14 protein-coding genes are annotated in these 19,802 nt (G+C 50.5%); 5 read left to right on the forward strand and 9 right to left on the reverse strand.

Translation table 11 applies throughout. From position 1 onward, the window contains the following. The first annotated feature begins 350 nt into the window (after nt 1-350). From NG833_RS07775 to NG833_RS07790, 4 genes are all read left to right on the forward strand, one after another. Nucleotides 351-941, forward strand: a complete 591-nt coding sequence (locus NG833_RS07775; protein WP_254564726.1) for a DUF1997 domain-containing protein — start codon at nt 351-353, stop codon at nt 939-941. A 117-nt stretch (nt 942-1,058) separates the two neighbouring features. Next, nucleotides 1,059-1,613, forward strand: a complete 555-nt coding sequence (locus tag NG833_RS07780; protein ID WP_254564727.1) for a DUF1997 domain-containing protein — start codon at nt 1,059-1,061, stop codon at nt 1,611-1,613. 461 nt (nt 1,614-2,074) lie between these two features. After that, nucleotides 2,075-2,287 carry a hypothetical protein gene (locus tag NG833_RS07785; protein ID WP_254564728.1) on the forward strand — a complete coding sequence of 71 codons (213 nt, stop codon included), beginning with the start codon at nt 2,075-2,077 and terminating at the stop codon, nt 2,285-2,287. A gap of 16 nt (nt 2,288-2,303) precedes the next feature. Further along, entirely contained in the window at nt 2,304-2,798 is a 495-nt protein-coding gene (locus NG833_RS07790) for a helix-turn-helix domain-containing protein (protein ID WP_254564729.1), read from the forward strand. A 197-nt stretch (nt 2,799-2,995) separates the two neighbouring features. Here NG833_RS07790 and NG833_RS07795 read toward each other — a convergent pair whose 3' ends face one another. From NG833_RS07795 to NG833_RS07835, 8 genes are all read right to left on the reverse strand, one after another. Next, nucleotides 2,996-3,625, reverse strand: a complete 630-nt coding sequence (locus NG833_RS07795; protein WP_254564730.1) for a chemotaxis protein CheC — start codon at nt 3,623-3,625, stop codon at nt 2,996-2,998. Nucleotides 3,626-3,918: 293 nt separating this feature from the next. After that, complete coding sequence (locus tag NG833_RS07800; RefSeq protein WP_254564731.1) at nt 3,919-4,965, reverse strand: chemotaxis response regulator protein-glutamate methylesterase; 1,047 nt, start codon at nt 4,963-4,965, stop codon at nt 3,919-3,921. A 145-nt stretch (nt 4,966-5,110) separates the two neighbouring features. Beyond that, the gene (locus tag NG833_RS07805) at nt 5,111-6,001 is read right to left on the reverse strand and encodes a protein-glutamate O-methyltransferase CheR (RefSeq protein ID WP_254564732.1); all 891 of its coding nucleotides are present in this window, start codon (nt 5,999-6,001) and stop codon (nt 5,111-5,113) included. Nucleotides 6,002-6,360: 359 nt separating this feature from the next. Then, a complete protein-coding gene (locus tag NG833_RS07810; protein ID WP_254564733.1) occupies nt 6,361-9,642 on the reverse strand; it encodes a HEAT repeat domain-containing protein in 3,282 nt (1,093 codons plus the stop codon). A gap of 183 nt (nt 9,643-9,825) precedes the next feature. Next, nucleotides 9,826-11,922: a methyl-accepting chemotaxis protein gene (locus tag NG833_RS07815; protein ID WP_256555864.1), complete on the reverse strand. Its 2,097-nt coding sequence runs from the start codon at nt 11,920-11,922 to the stop codon at nt 9,826-9,828. Nucleotides 11,923-12,056: 134 nt separating this feature from the next. Further along, on the reverse strand, nt 12,057-12,521 hold the full coding sequence (locus tag NG833_RS07825; protein WP_254564734.1) for a chemotaxis protein CheW: 465 nt from the start codon (nt 12,519-12,521) through the stop codon (nt 12,057-12,059). Nucleotides 12,522-12,680: 159 nt separating this feature from the next. Then, nucleotides 12,681-14,939, reverse strand: coding sequence for a chemotaxis protein CheA (locus NG833_RS07830; RefSeq protein WP_254564735.1), 2,259 nt, complete (start codon nt 14,937-14,939; stop codon nt 12,681-12,683). Between the two features lie 110 nt (nt 14,940-15,049). After that, nucleotides 15,050-15,418, reverse strand: coding sequence for a response regulator (locus tag NG833_RS07835; RefSeq protein WP_254564736.1), 369 nt, complete (start codon nt 15,416-15,418; stop codon nt 15,050-15,052). A 1,007-nt stretch (nt 15,419-16,425) separates the two neighbouring features. Here NG833_RS07835 and NG833_RS07840 point away from each other — a divergent pair. After that, nucleotides 16,426-17,298 carry a Cof-type HAD-IIB family hydrolase gene (locus NG833_RS07840; protein ID WP_254564737.1) on the forward strand — a complete coding sequence of 291 codons (873 nt, stop codon included), beginning with the start codon at nt 16,426-16,428 and terminating at the stop codon, nt 17,296-17,298. A 1,035-nt stretch (nt 17,299-18,333) separates the two neighbouring features. On the opposite strand, the gene NG833_RS07845 is transcribed toward NG833_RS07840, so the two are convergent. After that, on the reverse strand, nt 18,334-19,344 hold the full coding sequence (locus NG833_RS07845; protein ID WP_254564738.1) for a DALR anticodon-binding domain-containing protein: 1,011 nt from the start codon (nt 19,342-19,344) through the stop codon (nt 18,334-18,336). Nucleotides 19,345-19,802 lie beyond the last annotated feature (458 nt).

The following is a 19,802-nucleotide window of genomic DNA, read 5'->3' on the forward strand; positions in this document are numbered from 1 at the left end:
GCAATGCTTGCGCCCTCCGGAGGGCGCAAGCATTGCGCCCCTACAGATATCTTCCTTTCAGTTAAACGGTTGGAGGATTTATATTTTGCAATTCCCTTATCTGGGTGCGCCGATGAAAGTTTTGGGGTGAGCTTGTCCCCATTGATTAAGTTTTTTAGGGGTTTTCTCAGAAATACAGTAGAATTAACGGCAAGTTAAAGCAGTTATTCTCATAACCCCTGGGTCATTTCCCGTATTTAATCACCATAAGGCCCAGATTACAGCCTGCTCGGCCAAAGTTTACACTTTGTTAAAAAATGTAAATTTTGATAGCGTAGTGATTAAGAAACCTCACCCTGAGTTGAACCCCCATGCATAATATCCGGTTTGTCGCGTCTCAGTCTGTTTCCATTCCTGTTCCCATCCAACCTGTTCCGATTCAACATTACCTACGGCAACCCCAACGGTTGATTAGAGCGCTTGTGGATCCGACTCGGACCGAACAATTAGGGAAAGAGCGGTTTAGATTAAAAATGCGTCCCTTGGAGTTTATGATGCTGCGGATTCAACCGACAGTGGATCTGAGAGTCTGGGCAAAACCGGATGGGACCGTTCATTTGGTTTCCGTGGGGAGTGAAATCCGAGGGATTGAGTATATCGATCGCCGCTTTTGTCTGGATCTGGTGGGGAAACTCTCCCCGGTGGAAGAAAGGGGGGTGACTTATTTGAAGGGAAAAGCGGATTTAGTCGTGGAAGTCGATTTGCCACCGCCCTTGTGGATGGCCCCCAAATCTTTATTAGAAACCACGGGGAATGGATTGCTCAAGAGTGTGTTGCTGACGATTAAGCAACGGTTGATGCACCAGTTGTTGCTCGATTATCGTCATTGGGCATCGGATGCCACCTCGTCGGAGTTAGCGGTGGGGAGTCAGGTGCTTTCGCCGAATACACCCCCGGCATAAGGGATGGCGGGCGATCGCCAGTTCTGCCCTTGGGTAAATAGAAAAGATTGCCAATAAATGTAAACTACTGTAAGGTTTATGAAACCCGCTTAACAAATATTAATAGAGTCTCCTCCCATGTACTATCAGTTTGTTGCCACACAATCGGTTGATCTGGCTGTTCCACAGCAACCTGTAGAGATTGAGAGGTATTTGCAGTCCCCTGAACGGATTGTTAGGGCGATCGCAGATCCCAGCTGCATCGAACAGTTAAGTAGCAATTGCTACCGCCTCAGAATGCGCCCCTTAAACTTCTTTACTTTAAAAATCGAACCCACCGTAGACATGAAAGTTTGGGCGGATGGGGAAGGCACGATTTGTTTAGAATCCGTAGGCTGTAATTTGCGTGGGATTGAAACCATTAACGAACACTTTCAGTTAGAACTGAGTGGGACAATGGAAGCCTATCGCAATCAAGGGAAGACTTATTTAGGAGGGGATGCGGAGTTAGGATTAACCATTTACCTACCCCCACCGTTTTCGATGATGCCAAAATCGATGATTCAAAGTACGGGGAATAATTTACTCGGAAATGTCCTGCTGAAAATGAAACAAGGATTAATGCAGCAGTTATTATTAGATTACGAAACTTGGGCAACTGCCGAGCAAGGTCAAGAACTGGTGGCAGCATAGATTCAGGACCAAGGGATGGGTTGCTTTGTTTTCAGCATGGGTGTGAAGAAACTCGGTTGTCTTCACCTGAGTGTCCCGAGGCTTTAGGCAGAGGAGAAAGTCTGTAGGGGCAATTCCGAGGGGATTGCCTCTAGTGGGTCCTCAATCAGCGAGAGGATGCGTTATTGCTGTAAATTTAATCATTTTTTAAGAGATCCAAACCAGGATGAGGTTAATCGGGTTGCAGGGTGGGCGATCGCACCGCGTACAGAAGACTCACCGGATCAAAACCTAATTGAATGGGCAAAACCTCGCCAATGTTACCCCGGGTGGGGGGAAACTTCTATGAGAAAAAGCGTTCGCAGCTAGACTCGGGTAATGCGATTGTAGCGACAGATTGCCATTGACTCATCAGGCTGTCGAGAATAAGATATGAGTAGCATTTGATTTTAATCCAAAAATGGGATAAGGAAAAGATGCCTGTGTCCCTAGCGCTTCGCGATCGACCCGCTTCTGACCCATTGAGTAGAGAGTACCCTAGCTCAACCGGATGTGGACTAAACCCGATCGCGATCCGGCATGAACTTTTTCAAGGCGATCGCAACCGCGAGGATGCCTGCGACTGTTTTTATAGCAGCGAGGGCGAGTTCTTGGTTTGTGTTAATCTCGCCAAAATTAAGCTGGAGTTATTTTAATTAGAGCGATTGTAAAATGGCGAACACCCTCAAGTTAGATATCAAAGAACCAGCGGATGAACTCAAAACTCGTTTCAAAAAAGAGACGAATGCTCAAAAAAAAGAAAGACTACACGCTTTGTACTTGCTAAAATCCGGTAAAGTCAGCACCTTAGAATCCCTTTCCAGACTCCTATCGCGAGATACCTCAACCCTCTATCGCTGGTTTCAGAAGTACAAAAACGAAGGATTAGATGGATTACTCAAAGTTTATAAACCCGCTGGGAGACCGATTACCATTCCCGCAGAGGCCCTCGAAAAACTGAAATTAAAAATTCAAAGCGAAGAAGGGTTTAACAGCTATGGAGAGATTCAAGCTTGGTTGAAAGAAGCCTGCGGAGTTGATGTAGATTATCATGTAGTTTATCGAGCCGTTCGCTATAAATTCAAAGGAAAATTTAAGTCTAACAGGCGCTCAAGGTCGAGAAGACATTCTCGCCTTTCGACGTTACAAATTAGCTCATTGACCTGACTTAAAATCACCAGACAAATCAACTATCAACTATTGAAGCGAGCAATTTCGTATTTGCAGTCTAACAAATACCGAAATGCTCGCTTTTTCTCTGTTTACCCAAAACCATTCTACTTATATAGGAGCAGTGTTTCATCGGAATTAAACCGATTGTTAACCCAGAACATCACGGACAAGAAATCGAATTTTCCTGTTCATTACGAACAAGGAATAGCGATAGAGGCCCAAGTTTCAATGGCTTTAATTAAGCAGGAAATAGACACAACACCAGAGACAAAGACGAGATGAGTGGGTACAGATTTATCATGAAATTGCAATAAAGTATCAACCACGAGAGCATAACGAAATTCATTCTTACCGAGGGTGAGAGATTCCGTCAAGGAAACCAGATGTTCAATATCAAAGGAGGGAATAGAAAATGAAAGTTGTCGCTGAAGCATTTTGCTTAACATCCCTAAATAGGCATTTAAAACAACATTTCCAATTTCCGTTAGAATCTCACAAGCGGAGGCATCGAGGCGATGAGGGAGGATTTCCGAATTGTTCCGGAATACATTGGACAACATCAAAGCATAGTAATAATCCACTAACAACAGAGCATCCCCAGCGATAGACCCCGTAAATAGCTGATGAATCGTCGCCACTTCATTGGGTAAAAGTGCCGAAAATTCAGTGAGCAATCCACTGAGCGGATGAAGGGAAACATTAGAGACATGGACCACGACCGGGAAACCAATCAGTTCCGAAAGGGAGGCAGCAGTACGGCGGGCTAAGGCCATTTTTGTAAATTCAGTTAATCCATTTTTTTGTGTTTCAGTCAATAGCATTGTTCACCTCTATCTTACTAATTAAATTGAATTAGACCAGTATCCAAAACAGTTAAGGGAAATATTTCCCTGGAAAACCGCTGGGGTATTACTGCCCTAAACCCAAAATGCTCAACCCTGAAATGAGCGACCCTAAACGGAGCAATTAGAAAGGTCCTCATCATCGATCGCGAAGACATAAATTTTAGAGAACCGAGCGTAAACAGTTTTTTCTCTTAAACCCGAAACCTACCCGTTTGCCGAACCCATCTGGGGCGTTTCCTTGCCCTCACAAGAAACAACCCAGGGAGCCATTACAGCCGGTCAAGAATGGTCTGTGCCATGCCATCTAAGGTGACAGATCGGTCACTTAAGCCCGCTTCCACGACCGATCGCGGCATTCCGTAGACGATACAGCTTTCCTCCGCTTCGGTAAAAATGGATCCGCCGCGAGATTTAATCCAAGCCGAACCCTGAGTGCCATCGGAACCCATCCCCGTCATCACCACTCCCAAAACGCGATCGCCAAACACCTCCGCCGCTGATTGAAACATCACATCCACCGAAGGACGATGAAGCGTATCGAACGGACGAGCATCCAGATGCGTCTTCACCGTCCCATCACTATGGCGAACAAACGTTAAATGCCGTCCGGCAGGGGCAATAAACACCACCCCGGGTTCCAGAACCTCCCCTTCCGACGCTTCTACCACCTTCATCAACGACATCTCATTCAGCCGTTTGGCATACATCGCGGTATAACCCACCGGCATATGTAAGACGATCGCCACCGGGACAGGTAAATCCGCTGGCAACTGCCCAATTAAAAAAGCTAGGGCCTGGGGACCCCCGGTAGAAATCCCGATCGCCACGAGGTCCACCACCCCAGATGAGGGGACCGAAGGCATCACCTTGCTCAATTGGATCGGACGTTCCGACATCACCGGCAGGCGATTCAGGGGTACATTAGCAGCCGCTTTCACCTTTTCAATCAACTCATTGCCGATCTCAAAAATCTTTTCATTCGCCAACGCCGTCGGCTTTTGCAAGAAGTCAACCGCCCCAGCATCCAATGCCGCGAGGACCTGTTCCCCCCCTTCACTAGCAATACTAATAATCACCACGGGAATGGGACGACGAGCCATTTGTTGGTGCAAAAATTCCACCCCGTCCATTTCTGGCATGATCAAGTCTAAAGTAACCACATCCGGGTTCAGAGTTTCGATCTCCTCCAATGCTTCCGCTCCATCTCGGGCCGTTCCTACCACTTCAATAAAGGGAGAACGGGATAGCATTTGCTTGACCACCTTGCGGACATACGCTGAATCATCCACTACCAAAACTCGTACAACTTTCTTCATGTCTCTCCCCATTGATTCAAAGTTTCACATTAATGAATTGGACTTGATTTCATCCTTTTTTATCTTAAAAGCAGAAATTATTCAATTTCCTTCTTCTTAATTCAAAGGATAACTAACTCTAACTAACTAGACGACTTTCCAGTCTCTAACTTTTAATGGACTTCTCCTTAACATAGACAAAAGCCCCGCCAACTTCTCGCAACTCGAAATCGCTATTCAGCTTGAGTAGGGATTCAGAAGACCCTAAAAATAAATAGGCACGATTGGGCATCTTCTGATAAAAATAATCAACAGTTTTGCGAATTGAATCCGGAGAAAAATAAATAAATACATTCCGGCAAAAAATGATATCCGATTGACTGAATCGTTCAATTTCCGACTCATTCATTAAATTGGCAATAGTCCATTGAATGCGTTTATGCAGGGAAGAACAGACTTGCCAACCGAATTCTGATTTGGTAAAATATTTATCCCGCAGGGATGCCGGAAAGTTGCGAAAAGACCGCTCTCGATAAACCCCGAGTCGAGCTTTAGCAATCGCCCCGGAAGCAGCATCGGAAGCATACAACTCAATCGGTAAGCGTTCAAACCAACCCCCTTCCTCCAATGCCATCACAATTGAGAGGGGTTCTTCTCCCGTAGCACAGGCAGCACTCCAAATCCGCAGGGGTTTGGAAGACAACGAGTAGGAACCTCCCGGGGCAAAAGTGCCGCGACGCTCGGCCAAATATTGGGGTAACAACACCTCAACTAGAGCCTTTAAAGCATCACTTTCTCTCCAAAAAAAGGTTTCCTGCACTGAAAGGACATCAATGACAGACTTCCACTCAGCCGTGGCGATCGCATCGTATTTTAGCAGATAGTAATAATCCAAAAATGAATTCAACCCGCACTCAATCACGCGAGGCGTGAGTTTATCTGCTAAAATTTCACGCTTGTCATTTTCATAGTATAAACCCGCCCGTTCATGAATCAAATCGCGCAGAATAGTAAAAACACTATCCGTCAACTGTAAAGGCTCTGGAAAAAATCTCATGGCTAGAATAGAAGAATATAGAAATCTTTCATGAGACGCAACATCCCGGACTGTCATGAATTGCGGTACATCCAAAACTCTCTAAAGCTTCCCCCATCGGGATGACCTCAAGGGGAGCAGAAACTGCGAATAGGGCCGAACACTTCGGACTCCTCCCCAATCCGGCGATCTCAAGTCGGTTTCCCCTGGTGACCAAAGACCAATGACCAATGACCAAAGACCAAAGACCAATAACTTCGGACTCCTCCCCAATCCGGCGATCTCAAGTCGGTTTCCCCTGGTGACCAAAGACCAATGACCAATGACCAATGACCAATGACCAATAACAAATGACCAATGACCCATGACCAATCCCCCAATCAGCTTTGTAGAACCTTTCGAGCAGCCCGACGAACCGAGGGGTCCGAATCAGTCCGGGCCAAAATCACCAACTTATCCTCACAAGCATGATTACCGAGATGACCCAAAGCCGTCACGGCAGCGAGACGGACATCGGGATCGCTATCATCCAGCGCCAAAATCAACAACTCAGACGCCTCTGGATGCTTCAGGCGGGTCAGAATTTCCACCACCGCCGTGCGAACCGCTGGATGGACATGGCGTAGACCCCTTCCCACTGCCTCAATATAAGCCTCGATCGCCACCATACCGGACTCCTTAAACGGATAACTCCCATGTTCAGCAGCCTGAACCCCACCCCGAGCCGCCAAAGTTTGAATGCAAGTATCCCGACAAGTCGGATCCACCGTCAAATCCAGCAGGGAGGCGATCGCCTCTGGTGTTCCCATCCGCGCCAGAGAGTCGATCGCCGCTTGGACCACTCGCGTCTCCGGGTCTGCCGCCCCCAACCATTGCAACGCCACCCCTGCCTCAGTCCCACCCCGCTCCTTAAACGCTTGCAAGGCATCCAGACGCCGTTCAGCTTGGGGGGAATTCAAGGCATTTAACAGCGGAGCCAAGGCACTCGGATCCTCAATCCGCCCCAAAGCGCGTAACGCCGCCCGGACCAAATCCTCATCCTGCCCCTCTTCCTCGGCGATCGCCGCCAAAATCGGTACGGCTTTCTCGCGCCCCAAATAACCCAAAGCTTCCGTCGCCGCAGCCCGCACGGGATTTGCCGGGTCACTCAAGGCTAAATCCTGAAGAATCTCAAACAACCCCTCCTCCCTAACCCCCTCTGTAGCGTTCCTGAGCTTGGCAATGGCGGAAACGGCATAATACCGCACCCAAGAATCCTCATCCTGCAAAGCCCCCAACAAATACTCACCCACCCGAGCTTCTTCCATCTCTCCCAGGGCCCGAGCGGCTGCGGCCCGGACGGGGGGAGTATCGTGAGTTAGGGCGGCACTCAATACGGCTAAGGCCCGGTCCTCTTGCTCTAAATAAGGAAGATGCTCGATCGCCGCTCGCCGCACTCGCTCAAACGGGTCCTGACATAACTCAAACAACAGGTCGATGCAGTTGGGATAAGCAAAATATCCGGCAATTTTAATCGCTGATTCTCGTTTATGGGGATTCTCATCTTGCATTAAGCTAAACACCCGTTCTGGCATGGCTGGATGGCCGAGGGAGTTGAGGGCGGCGATCGCCCCGAGACGAACTGAGACTTCGGGATGACCCAATAACCCAATTAATGCTTCATAGGAGGAGCGATCGCCAATTTGCGCTAGGGCAGTGGTCGTAATCATGACTAATTCGGGTTCGGTCTGAATCAACTGGGCCATTAATGCCGGAACGGCTTTTTGGCTGCCAATTCGGCCCAAGGCGACAATTGCGGCTTTGCGAGTCTCCAAATCCTCCGCATCCAGTTGGCGAATCAATAAGGGAGTGACGGAACTCCCTAACCGGACTAATGCCTCTAAGACTATTTCCCGCACCGAGGGTTCAGCCAACAGTTCGGCCAGGGTTTCCGCGATGGCTGGACCTTCCAACCACCCCAAAATCAGGGCCAGGGCGGATAATTCCTGAGCATTGGCTCGTTCTAAAGCCTGGATTAGATGGTGTTGGCCGGGGGGCTGGATTTGGGAGCGGGTGAGGTCAGCGATGTGGATGCCTTCCCCAAAGAGGGTTTGATAGCGGTGGTAAATGGCGGCGATCGCCACGGCAATTTCTTTAATCGGCTGTTGTTCTTGATTGAATAACCGTGCCAATGGCTTAACCACATCGGCATCTCCCAACTGACCGAGGGCATCAGCCACCTGGGGGCCGAGGAGTTCATTGTGTTCTAGGAGCAGGGCGAGTCTGGGGGCAATGGTGCGATCGCCAATCCGAATCAGCGCATCAATGGCGGGAAAGGCGAGGAAAAAATCACCAGATTCAGCTAGGGCTAATAACGGTTCAACGGCATCCACCGCCCGCAACCGCCCCAGGGCTTCAATGGCGTGATAAATCACATTGGCATCGGGGTCATTTAAGACCGCAATCAGAGCCGGAATAGCCCGGACATCGTGACGTTCTCCCAGGGCCAGAGCGGTATAAATTCGCAGGTCTGGGTCATCATCTTGGAGGCATTCGACCAAGGAGGGAATGGGGTCTACATCGCTAAGAACCAGGATTTGCAGAACGCTGTTGAGGACGTTGGGATTGCGGTGTTGTTCGCGCAACATTCGCAGGAGTTCGATGGCGATGGCGGGGTCATTTTGTTGGGCCAAACTATCGACGGCTTCACGACGGACTCGCCAACTGAGGGTGTTTTTCAGGAGGGGGAGCAGGCGGGGGGCGATGGCGCTGTCGCAAATCCGCATCAGGGCATCGAGGGCGGGAAAGGCGAGGAAGAAGTCGTTGGATTCAGCGATGGTGACCAGGGGTTCTACGGCTTGTTCGGAGCGTAACTGACCTAGGGCATCAATGGCGTGATAGCGGACATTGGGATTGGGGTCAGCCAGGGCGGCAATTAGGGGGTGAATGGCGCGCTTGTCGGCGCGTTCTCCTAGGGCGAGGGCGGCATAGATGCGGAGGTCCGGGTCATCGTCTTGGAGGCATTCGACCAAGGCGGGAATCATATCGACATCGGAGGCGGCTAGGACTTGAAGGACGCCATTTAAGACCCCTGGATTGCGGTGTTGGGTGCGCAGGAGTTGGAGGAGTTCGGTGGTGAGGTTAGGGTGGCGATCGCCTGCGAGGCGATCGACGGCATCCCGGCGCACTTGCCAGTTTTTATCTTGGAGGGCTTGCAGGATGGGATGGAGGGGTCCGGTGGCCAGGGAGTCAGGTTCAGCGGGGTCCGTGGGGGGTTGAGGGGTGAGGGGTTGGCGTCGTTGGAGTTGTTCGTGCAGTTCTCGTTCTTGTTCTAGGCGCGGGGTGACATCTTCGATGGTGACGATGGTGCCAACGATGCGCTCTTTGTCTCGCAGGGGGCCGATGGTGACCCGTTGCTGCATCTGCTCGAAATATTTGGAGGGGACGAGGGGAGGGCAGGGGATGAGGTAGTGGTGTAAGGCGGGGGCGAGGGTTTCGACGACGCCTTCGCTGAGGACGCGCTCAAAGCGGGTGGTGAATCCCCGGGAGGAGAGGTTGGGGGCGAGGGTGGCGAGGTGGAGTCCGACGGCGGTTTCTCCACTGAGTCCGGTCATTTCGGCGAGACGGGGGTCCCAGGACCGGACGATAAGATTGGAGTCGGTGGTGAAGATGCTGATAGTCATGGGGGTGGATTCTGGGTGAGTGGGGTTGGGTTAGGGGGAGGGGAAGGGGGAGAGAGGGGGTTATACCAAATCCGGTTGTTAAAAGTCGATTTTCTCTTCAGCCTGCGCAGGCAGGCTTCGTCCTGTGAGCCTCCACCATGCACGGGTGCGGGTTTAGTAGACCCAAGACAACCGGATTCCGTATTAGGAGGAGGATTTTTCCAGGGAACTGGCGATCGCGCTGAGGGTAATGGCTCGTTCAACCAAGGCGCTGGTGGCTTGTTGGGTTTCTTTGACACCGATGGCGTTGGATTCGGCAATATCTCGGAGTTGTTGGAGGGCGGTGAGGATGGAAGAGGAGAGGGTGGAGTGTTGTTGGTTGGCGGTGACCATTGATTGGATTTGTTTGGAGATGGTGTTGAGGGCGAGGGTCATTTCTTTGATGGCGCGGGATTGTTCGGTCATGGCGCGGGCGACTTGTTCGGATTGTTGTTGGATGTTGGCGACGGCGGTGGCAATGAAGTCGCTGGCGCTGTTTTGTTCGACCATTCCTCGGGAGATGTTGGAGATCAGGCGGGCGAGGCGTCCGGCTTCTTGGTTGACTTGTTCGGAGGCGGTGGATTGTTGGGCGAGGGCGCGCGACGTGCTGGTGGCGGCGCGGCGCATGGCTTCGACGGCTTGGACGATTTGATTGGCACATGAGGCTTGTTCGGCGGTGGCTTTTCTAATTTGGTTGGTGAGTAGGGCGGTATTTTGGGCGGCTTTCATGACGTCGCGGGCTCCGCGAGCTTGGAGGGTCATGGCTTTGGTGACTTCCATGGCGATGGAACGCATTTGGGAGGCGGCTTGAACGATGTTTTGAGCGGTTTTGGATTGTTCGGCGGTGGCTCCGGCGACTTGGGCGGCTTGGGAGGCGGTGGTGTCGATCGCCGTGACGACGGCTTGTCCGGCGCTGAGTTGTTGTTCGGAGGCGCCGGTGATTTGGGTGACGAGTTGGGCGGTTTCTTCGATGCCGAGGAGGATTTGGTTGAGGGCGCTGACGCCATCTTCGGCTTGACGTCCGCTATCCTCAGCGACTTTGAGGCCATCGTTGGAGGTGTTGACGGCTTCTTGGACGACGGTTTGGAGGTTTTTGATGATGGTGCTGATTTCTGAGGTGGCAGCGGCAGCGCGATCGGCTAGGGCACGAATTTCTTCAGCAACCACGGCGAATCCGCGTCCGGCTTCTCCGGCGCGGGCGGCTTCGATGGAGGCGTTGAGGGAGAGGAGGTTGGTGCGTTCGGCGATCAGGTTGATGGTGTCTACGATGGAGCTGATTTCGTCGGTGCGTTTGCCGGTTTCGCGGATGGCGGAGGCGGATTGGACCATTGAGGCGCGCACCAGGTTGAGTCCTTGGATGGTTTTTTGGACGGTGGCTCCGCCGACACTGGCATCGCTGGCGACTTTGCGGGTGATGTCGTTGGTTTGTTGGGTGAGGGTGGAGACGTTGCGAATGGAGCGGTCCAGTTGTTCGGCGCTGCTGGCGGCGAGGTTGGCGGCGTCGGTGATTTCTTTGCTGTTGAGGGCGACGCCTTGGATGGAACGGGCCATTTCTTCGATGGAGACGGAGACTTGCTCGACCATGGCGGCGAGGTTTTCGGCAGTGGCGGAGACTTGTTCGATGGAGGCGGCCATTGAGTCCATTGCCGAGGTGGTTTCTTCGGCAGCGGTATTGAGGTCATCGGCATTGAGGGCGACGCCGGAGATGGAGGTGGTGATTTGTTCGATGGAGGCGGCGGTTTGGTTGATGGCGGAGGCGAGTTCGTCGGTGTCGCGACTGACGCTTTTGATGGAGGCGGCGATTTCGCCCATTGAGCTGGTGAGTTGGGTTCCTGAGGTTGCCATTTCCTCGGTGGTGTTGCTAACACTTTTGATGGAACTGGCGGTTTCCTGGGTGTTGGTGGAGATGTCGTTGATTTCCGTGGCTAAACTGACGGTGCTGGCGGTGACTTGCTCAATGGAGGCAGCCATTTCGTTCACAAAGGAAACGAGCTCCTCCGTGGCGGTGGCGACAGATTCAGCTTGGGTGGCGGTTTCTTTGAGGGAGGAAACCATTTGGTTGAGGGTGATGGTGTTGTCATCGAGGGAGCGAATTTGCTGGAGCGCTCCGCTGGAGACATCTTCAGCTATCCGCGAAATTTCGTGGGCGGATTCGGTCATCTGATTAGCAAATAACCGAATTTTGCCCTTTTCGGATGTGAGGGATATTTTATGATTCTTAACTTTGTTTTTGTTGTTAGATTTAGTCTCTTTCTTAGCCATGATTTTCTCTCAAATTCTCAAATAGTTTGGAAATAGTTTGGAAATAGTTTGGAAATAGTTTGGAAATAGTTTCAGGAAATCCTAAATTTTTGGATTAATGCTGAATTGATTTTAAATTAAAAAGTCTGATTGAATCATGTTACGCTTAATCGCTCTATGGGTCCTGAGTCATTCAATAATTCCTCAACATTGAGTAAGAGAACAACCCGATCGCCTAGGGTGGCAATTCCTGATAAATAACGGCTGCTTAATCCGGGCATTCCTTCCGGGGGGGGTTGCATGGCATCGATGGGTACCGATATGAACTCTCGGGCAGTATCCACCACCAAACCGATGGTGCGCTGATTGATATGAATAACGATTAAGCGGGTGCGAAGATCGTAGGGAATTTTTTCTAGGCCAAATTTTACGCGCAAATTCAGGACCGGAATCACTTGTCCCCGAGAAAAAACAACGCCTTCAACAAAGGGCTGTGCTTTGGGAACTGGGGTAATTCGGTCAATCATTTCCATCTGCTGCACGACTTGCGAGGTAATTCCGTAGGTCGTATTGGCCAGTTCAAAAAAAATAAAAGTGGAGTCGGATTTGTCATTGGTCATGGGTCTAATGTCCTTGGTCTGATGTCTAATGTCCTTGGTTATTAGTTTTTAGTTGTTGGTTGTTGGTCCGGGGTCCGGGGTCCGGGGTCGGTGAATATTCAGTAATCCAAATGACCCATGACCCATGACCCATGACCAATAACAGGCGATGTTCCGCTGTTATTTGGGAGTGGAGGTTCGGATTAAGGCCGGGGCATCGAGAATTAAGATCACCCGACCATCTCCGATTTCAGTCGCGCCAGAAATGCCGAGGACTTGAACAAAGGGGTCGTTTAGGGGGCGCACTACAATTTCTCGCTGTCCGATAATCCGATCCACGGCAATGCCGACGGTACTGGGTCCACTGCCGACAATCACGACCCGTAAGGAGGAGTGGGTTCTATTCGCGTCTCCAGAGGAGAATTGCCCCAGATGGCGGGTTAAGACGGCAGGATTTCCCAAGGATTGGGTGGCGGCAGGGGGACTCGGGTTTGGCCGGGGTATTTTGGGGGACTGTTGCCGATTCCGGGAGTCAGACGGGGTTAAGTCAAACAGGGATTCCAGGCGCAACAGGGGAATGACTTTCCCTCGGTAAGGAATCATTTCGGTCTGTTCAAATACAGTGATGGCACTGGTGGGAAAAGCGATCGCCTCGCGCACTGAACTCTGGGGGATCGCGTAGGTTTCGGTACTGACGCTGACGAGAAAGGCATCGGCGATCGCCAAGGTTAACGGTAATTCAATGATAAATCTCGTTCCTTGACCGAGGTCAGTCTCAAAGGTTAGGGTCCCACCCAGTTCCTGAATGGTATTTTTGACGATCGCCATCCCCACTCCCCGACCACTCGCTAAATCCGCCACATCTCGGGTGGAAAACCCCGGGGTGCAAAGAATCTCTAAAATAGTCGTAGGGTCATAACCCTGATTGCCGAGATTTCGACTCTCGCTGGAGTACAACCCTCGCGAGTATGCCTTTTCCATTACTTTGGGTTGATCAATCCCAATCCCATCATCTTCGATTTCGATCACCACCATCTCCCCACAAGTTTTGGCTCTCAAGGCGATTTTTCCCTCGATGGGTTTGCCCGCTTTTTGCCGGTCCTCAATGGGTTCTAATCCATGACTCACCGCATTTCTGACTAAATGCAACAGCGGATCCATCATCCGCTCTACCACAAATTTATCAATTTCGGTTTCCTGTCCGCTCAATTCGACCCGGACTTGTTTCTGGGTCTCGCGCACCAGGTCCCGCACGACAAATTGCATCCGGGCAAAGATTTCCCCGATCGGCACTAATCTCACCCGCATCACCCCTTCTCGCAAATCCCGCAGTTGCCGTTCTAAGATTTGGTTAATTTCAATCAAGGGACGCAAGTCGCTCAGAGGGACTGTCTCTTTCATGCGGGTCAGACTATCTTCCAGTCGCGCCCGGGTAATGACCAAATCCCCCATCATCCGCATCAATTCATCTAATTTGGGGAGGTCTACCCGCACTACGTTGGAACTCTGAGAAATTAAGGGGGCTGTCGGGGAGACCGGGGTGGGACTTTCTGGCGATTCGGGTTTGGGGTTGCTCGGGTCGGATTTGGGCGGTAACGGTTCGGAAACAGGATGTGGCTCCACGGAGGGCGTCGGGGGAGTTGCTGGGGGGACTCCAGGTGGCGTCTCCTCTAGGGAAGGGCTGAGGTCCGTTGAATCCAGATAGGGACTCCAAGTCAGTCCGTCGTTTTCCCACCCGGTAAAGGTACTCTCATTCATGCTGCTGACGATCAGAAAATCAAACTCGATTTTTCCCTCTCGGGTCATGCGAGGTGCGGCATAAATTAATGGACCTAGACTTTGCAGGCGATCGCGGATTTTATTGACGTTGATCCCATTATTCGACAGTTGCGGCGTGGGGACAAAAATAAAGTGCCACGCGATCGCTCCTGGGGCGGCTACCGCCTGCTCCAAGTGGGTGATTTCTTCAGCTTTGAGTTGCAGTTTTGGAAGGGTTGACTCTTCTACAACAGCAGGTTCTGGTTCGGTTTGGGGAATTAAAGCCCTTAAAGCAGCGATTGCTGGATTAATATCCGGGGACGCGGTGTCGTTGCGATGGGACGCAATGGTTTGTTCTAGTCCTTTCGTTCCTCCCAGTAAGGCATCAAATCCTTGCGGACTCAGCATGACTTCTTGATCCCGCAGTACCCGCAAATAGCTTTCCATTTCATGGGCTAATTCTTCTGCCTCTTTGACGCCGACCATACCGGATAACCCTTTGAGGGAATGAAAGCTCCGAAACAGTTCGTTTAACACAGACCGCTCTATTTTCTGTTTTCCCACAAACGGTTCAATTGCCAATAATTCTCGACGCACCACGGTTAAGTGGTCTTCACATTCGGCAAAATAGTCTTCTAAGAAGTCTTTAAAAAAATTTTTAGGGTCTGGGTGGGTGGACACGAGGGTTTTTCTCTCTTTTATATCTTGGTACTCAAGTGATGAATTAGATTGGAGAGGGGAGAATAGGGAGAGAGGGGAGAATGGGGAGATGGGGGGAAAGCGCAGAGAATTTAATGAGTTAGTAAATCATGAACCTGACTTGAAAGAGATCGCGGTTCAAAGGGTTTGGTTAAATAACAGGCTGCTCCAGCTTGGATGGCTTCACTCCGACTCCCTTCATCCCCTTTAGTGGTTAAAATGACAATCGGTGTTGCATTGTAGCTAGGGTGTCCCAGGACGAATCTCAGCACTTCCAGCCCATGCATATCGGGCATATTCAAATCTAAAATCATCAAATCAAAGGGAGCAACCGCTAGTTGTTCTATGGCTTCTAGTCCATTCCCTGCTTCCTGAAATGTCACGTTGGTTAAGTCTCGCAGGGATGCGATTACCATTTTTCTCATCGTAGCGGAATCATCCACAACTAAAATCCGTTTCATCTTTTCTTTCTCCTTGAATGGATGCTGTTATTCAACCTAAAAAGGGTGATTCTTATTTCTTGAGGTAACTTCAAGATATTGAGCGGTTCCGAGTTTTTTTCGGGTATTTTTGTCCCGATCAGAAATACCCAAACGGTCTTTTTTTATGAGTTGTTTGAAATTTATAACCAACTAACGCTCCTAGGGCTTTCTAAAATTTATATAATATTCAGGCCGCAACGAATGAGACGATAGCCAATGACAGCACCCCATTGACCTTGAACTAACCCTTCAACTATTTTCTCATGTTCTTTTCCAAATGGGGAGGTTTCTTCAAAAAATGAAACAATATTCTCAGACCTTTTAAAAATTGCCAATTTCGTCCACCCATATTCCTGGCCCTGCTTGGAGAGTCGGGCATGACGCAGTAGAGTCGGTCTGAAGTCCGCTCGGGCATTCCTCGGAGCCTGTCTCTGCCCTGAAATCCCCTAGGGATGAGGTTTTTTTCTCTAATCGTTTCCGGGTTTGAGTTGGATTTAGGCGGGTTTTAAGTCTTGATTAGTCTTCAAATTCTCAAGTTAACGCATTTTTCAAACCGTTCCTTTCTTATTTTATTTTTTAAAATTTCCGCAATTTTACGGTTTATAAAGGATTGCAAACTATTTTACTCAGCAAGAATAACTTGATTTTATCAGCAATTGATGAGGGATTTTATGAATTTAATAAAAATTTAATCATCTAGGAAAAGCTCTCAGTTGGACAACATTTTTGTTTTGAAACAGGAAGACTCGATTGTGCCGATCGCAAGGCGGGTGCAAAGAAGGGTTTACTCATAACAAACCGGGTTTCTGGCAACAAGCTGTAGCCATTCGCACCCAATCTCAGCCAAAAACCCAATTTCTTGTTCCTTGTCTCCCATCCTCTACCGATGCTCTAGGAGGGAAAAATTACCCTTGCCATCGGGGGGCGACTGCTTCCATACTCAGAGAATAGGCCAATCCGTAACACTCAAGGGACCCTTCTGCGCTATGCCAACTCCTGTAACCAACCCGTACAAAGTGGGTGAACCGGCGATCTCCAATGCCGATATCCAATTACTGGTCCTCGATATTGATGGCACCATTGCCGGAGTCTCTAATCAAATCACTCAATCGGTGAAAGACGCGATCGCCGCCGTGCATAGAAAAGGCATCCCGGTGGCGATCGCCACGGGACGGATGTATCGATCCGCCCTCCGGTTCCACCAGGAAATTGTCTCCCCCTTGCCCTTAATCGCCTACCAAGGGGCATTTATCAAAGACCCAGCCACCGCTACCCTTCATTCCCACACCCCAGTGGCATCGGAAATTGCCCTAGAGTTATTGGACTATTTTGATGACTCTACCGTGCGATCGCAGCTTTCAGTTCACTGCTATATTGACGATTGTCTCTACGTTCGGGAACTCACCGCAGACAGCCAAGCTTACGGCGATCGCACCGGAGTGACACCCATTCCTTATGGCGACTTGCGACCCCTAATCACCGCATCCGCCCCCACGAAACTCCTCGCTCTCAGCCAAAACACAGCTTTAATCGACGAGTTGCTGCAAGCTTTTAGCTTGCGCTATCCCCGTACCGAACTTTACCTTACCAAATCTCATACCACCTTCCTAGAAGCGGGAAATCCAGCGGTAAATAAAGGCGCTGCCGTCCGTTATCTAGCGGAAGATATCCTCGGACTCTCCCCGGCGAACGTGATGTGTATTGGGGATAATTTTAATGATGTGGAAATGCTGGAGTATGCCGGTATCGGTGTGGCGATGGGTAATGCTCCCGAAGGCGTCAAAGCGGTTGCCAATTGGGTGAGTCCCTCGGTAGAAGAAGAAGGGGTTGCTAGGGCGATCGAGCAGTTTTTGCTCTAACTCAGATGGGGAGATGGGGGAGACTTACAAGAGTAGGTTTTTAATACAAGGGTGATTGGGTACTCTCCAAGGTACGGAAAATCAAGGTTTTTCACCGGGTCTTACTGAACCCCCTTGTCCCCAAAAGCCTATTTCTTCGTCGTCAAAATTCCATTTAGAGGCAAGAAATAAAAAACCTACTCTTGTAAGAACCACCCCGTCCCTTCGGGACACCCCTCCACAGGAGGGGAATTTACCTGTGTCCCTAGTCAGATAAAGCGATTGAACAATCCAAAAATGACTTGGGCTTATAAAAGGAAACAACCCTACTCCACAACAAAGAAATAAGGCCCAAAATTCCCCTCCCTTGGAGGGGTGCCCCGGAGGGGCGGGGTGGTCCCTTCCCCTACTATGAGGATAAAAAACCTACCCTTATAAGGATGGGGGAGATGGGGGAGATGGGGGAGATGTTCAACGTCCCGACTTCAGTCGTTGCTCTCGTGTTATGGCTTAAGGGAACTCCAAAAAATAAAACCTTCAAAAAACCCGCAGGCTCAAGCCTGGGGCTACACGGACAAAGCGGTGCCTGCGCGGGCTAAAAGAGCCTTGTTAGGTGCGATCGTATCAAAGCAAGGATGATTTATTTGTTGGAATACCCTAACACGAGCAATCCGACGAGGGTCTACCGCCTGCTGGGTTGGGGACTGGAGGCAGGGCCTGACATGGGCGTGACTTGGCTTCAGCCAAGTCACGCGGAAACGACTGAAGTCGTTACTACGAACTTTCTTATCCTCCCTATCTCCCCTATCTCCCCTATCCTCCCCATCTCCCCAATCTCCCCTATAAACCTGTCGGTTTTGGTAGGGTTTTAAAAATTTGCAGCAGAAAGGGCACCGACGACTGGCCGTGTTTCGTCTCGGTGCCCTTATCTGGTTCGCTCCTCACACACTTGTTAATATATCGAACCCAAGCGGATTTGTCACCCCCCTCAAAAAACTTTCTTGAGAATTTTGTGACATTTTTTTGAGTTCAGATTCCCAGACGGAGGCATCTGGGCTAAAGTTCCAAGGGAGCGAAGCTGCTCAAGTCTTTTTCTAGCAAGCGTTTCAGCAATTTTTGGGTAATGGAAATTAACCCCAATCTGGCTTGGGCTAAATTAGGGTCCTGGGATTGTACAGATCCCCAAATTTGACATTGAGCGTAAAAAGTCAGGAAGTCCTGACTTAAGAGGGTGGCAACAGGAACTCGGCTAGTAAGTTGGGTGGAAGAAAGGGGAGAACTGAGGGCGTCTACGGTGGCGATCGCCCGGGAAATTAAGGCGCGTTCGGCAGGATGATGGAGCTTGAGGTGGGTTGGGGACTCTAACCAGGGGGTCGGGTCCGGTGCCGTTACCGCGCCAATACCCTGATGGGCAGAGGTTTCCAGGGTAATCAAGCCCTCGCGGTGGGCCAATCGTAACAGGGTGCAACACCGGGCATGGGCGTACTGAATTGGAAATAAATCGAGGGACTCAACGGCGGGAAAGGGTCCCGGGTCCGGAGTGGGGTCCGGTTGGAAGTCCCAAAGGAGGGCCCGTTGTAACCAAATTGCTATCCCAGGGTCCGTGAGTTCTAGGTACAGTTTGCCCGGGGGCATCACACTTAGGATCCAGTGGTGGGCTGCAATGGGAAAGTCTAGGTCTGGGGGCCTGGAGTCATACTCCATCCGGTTGGTAAAAGTCGATTTCCTGGATGAGCCCGCGCAGGCGGGCTTTGTCTGTGTAGCCCCAGGCTTCAGCCTGTGGGTTTTTATAGACCTTTGACAACCGGATTCCGGATCGCGGAACCCCTGGGCGATCGCCTGGGCAATTTCCAGAGGAGGCATAGACCCCTGTTTCGCCAGTTGGAGGGCGACTGGGGAAATATAAAGGATCCGTTGGGAATCTTTGGCGCGATAGAGGGGGATAGACTGGGGCCAAGTCAAGGGACCTGACCCACCGGAGCGATCGCCCGGTGTCCAAGGTGAGGGGATGGCTTGTTGGAGTTGGGCTAGGAGTACGGGGGCGATCGCCAAAGGTTCAACCATCATCAGGGGAGGGGGTGAGAGAGTCAGTGCGTCGAGTCCGGTAGGGTCCCCAGGACAATCACAGCGTCCAAGCCATTCAATCCATCACCGGAGAAAACTGGGCCAAAAGTAACCGGACAAGTCTGAGGGGGTTAAGTAATATTGGCTACCCTAATTGTTGGATCCCAGCTTATTTTAATATGAACCGAGAACTGTTAAAGCGCGATCGGTCCAAACCGATGACACATTATCCTGAACTCCCCGGTGTCTTACCTCCCCGGAACCTGTTTCAAAACCGAGTCGGTTTAGGATCTGGGCATCAAGAAAGCTCCGGGTGGGGCAAAACCCGCCTATTTTTATGGGGTTGAACCCAACTCTGGGTCAACGTAAGGGGATTGCAAAATATAAATCCTCCAAACGTTCAATTGAAAGGAAGGTGTGTGTAGGGGCGCAATGCTTGCGCCCTAAGGGCGCAAGCATTG

Source organism: Oscillatoria sp. HE19RPO, assembly GCF_024220515.1.
Lineage (GTDB): Bacteria > Cyanobacteriota > Cyanobacteriia > Cyanobacteriales > Laspinemataceae > Laspinema.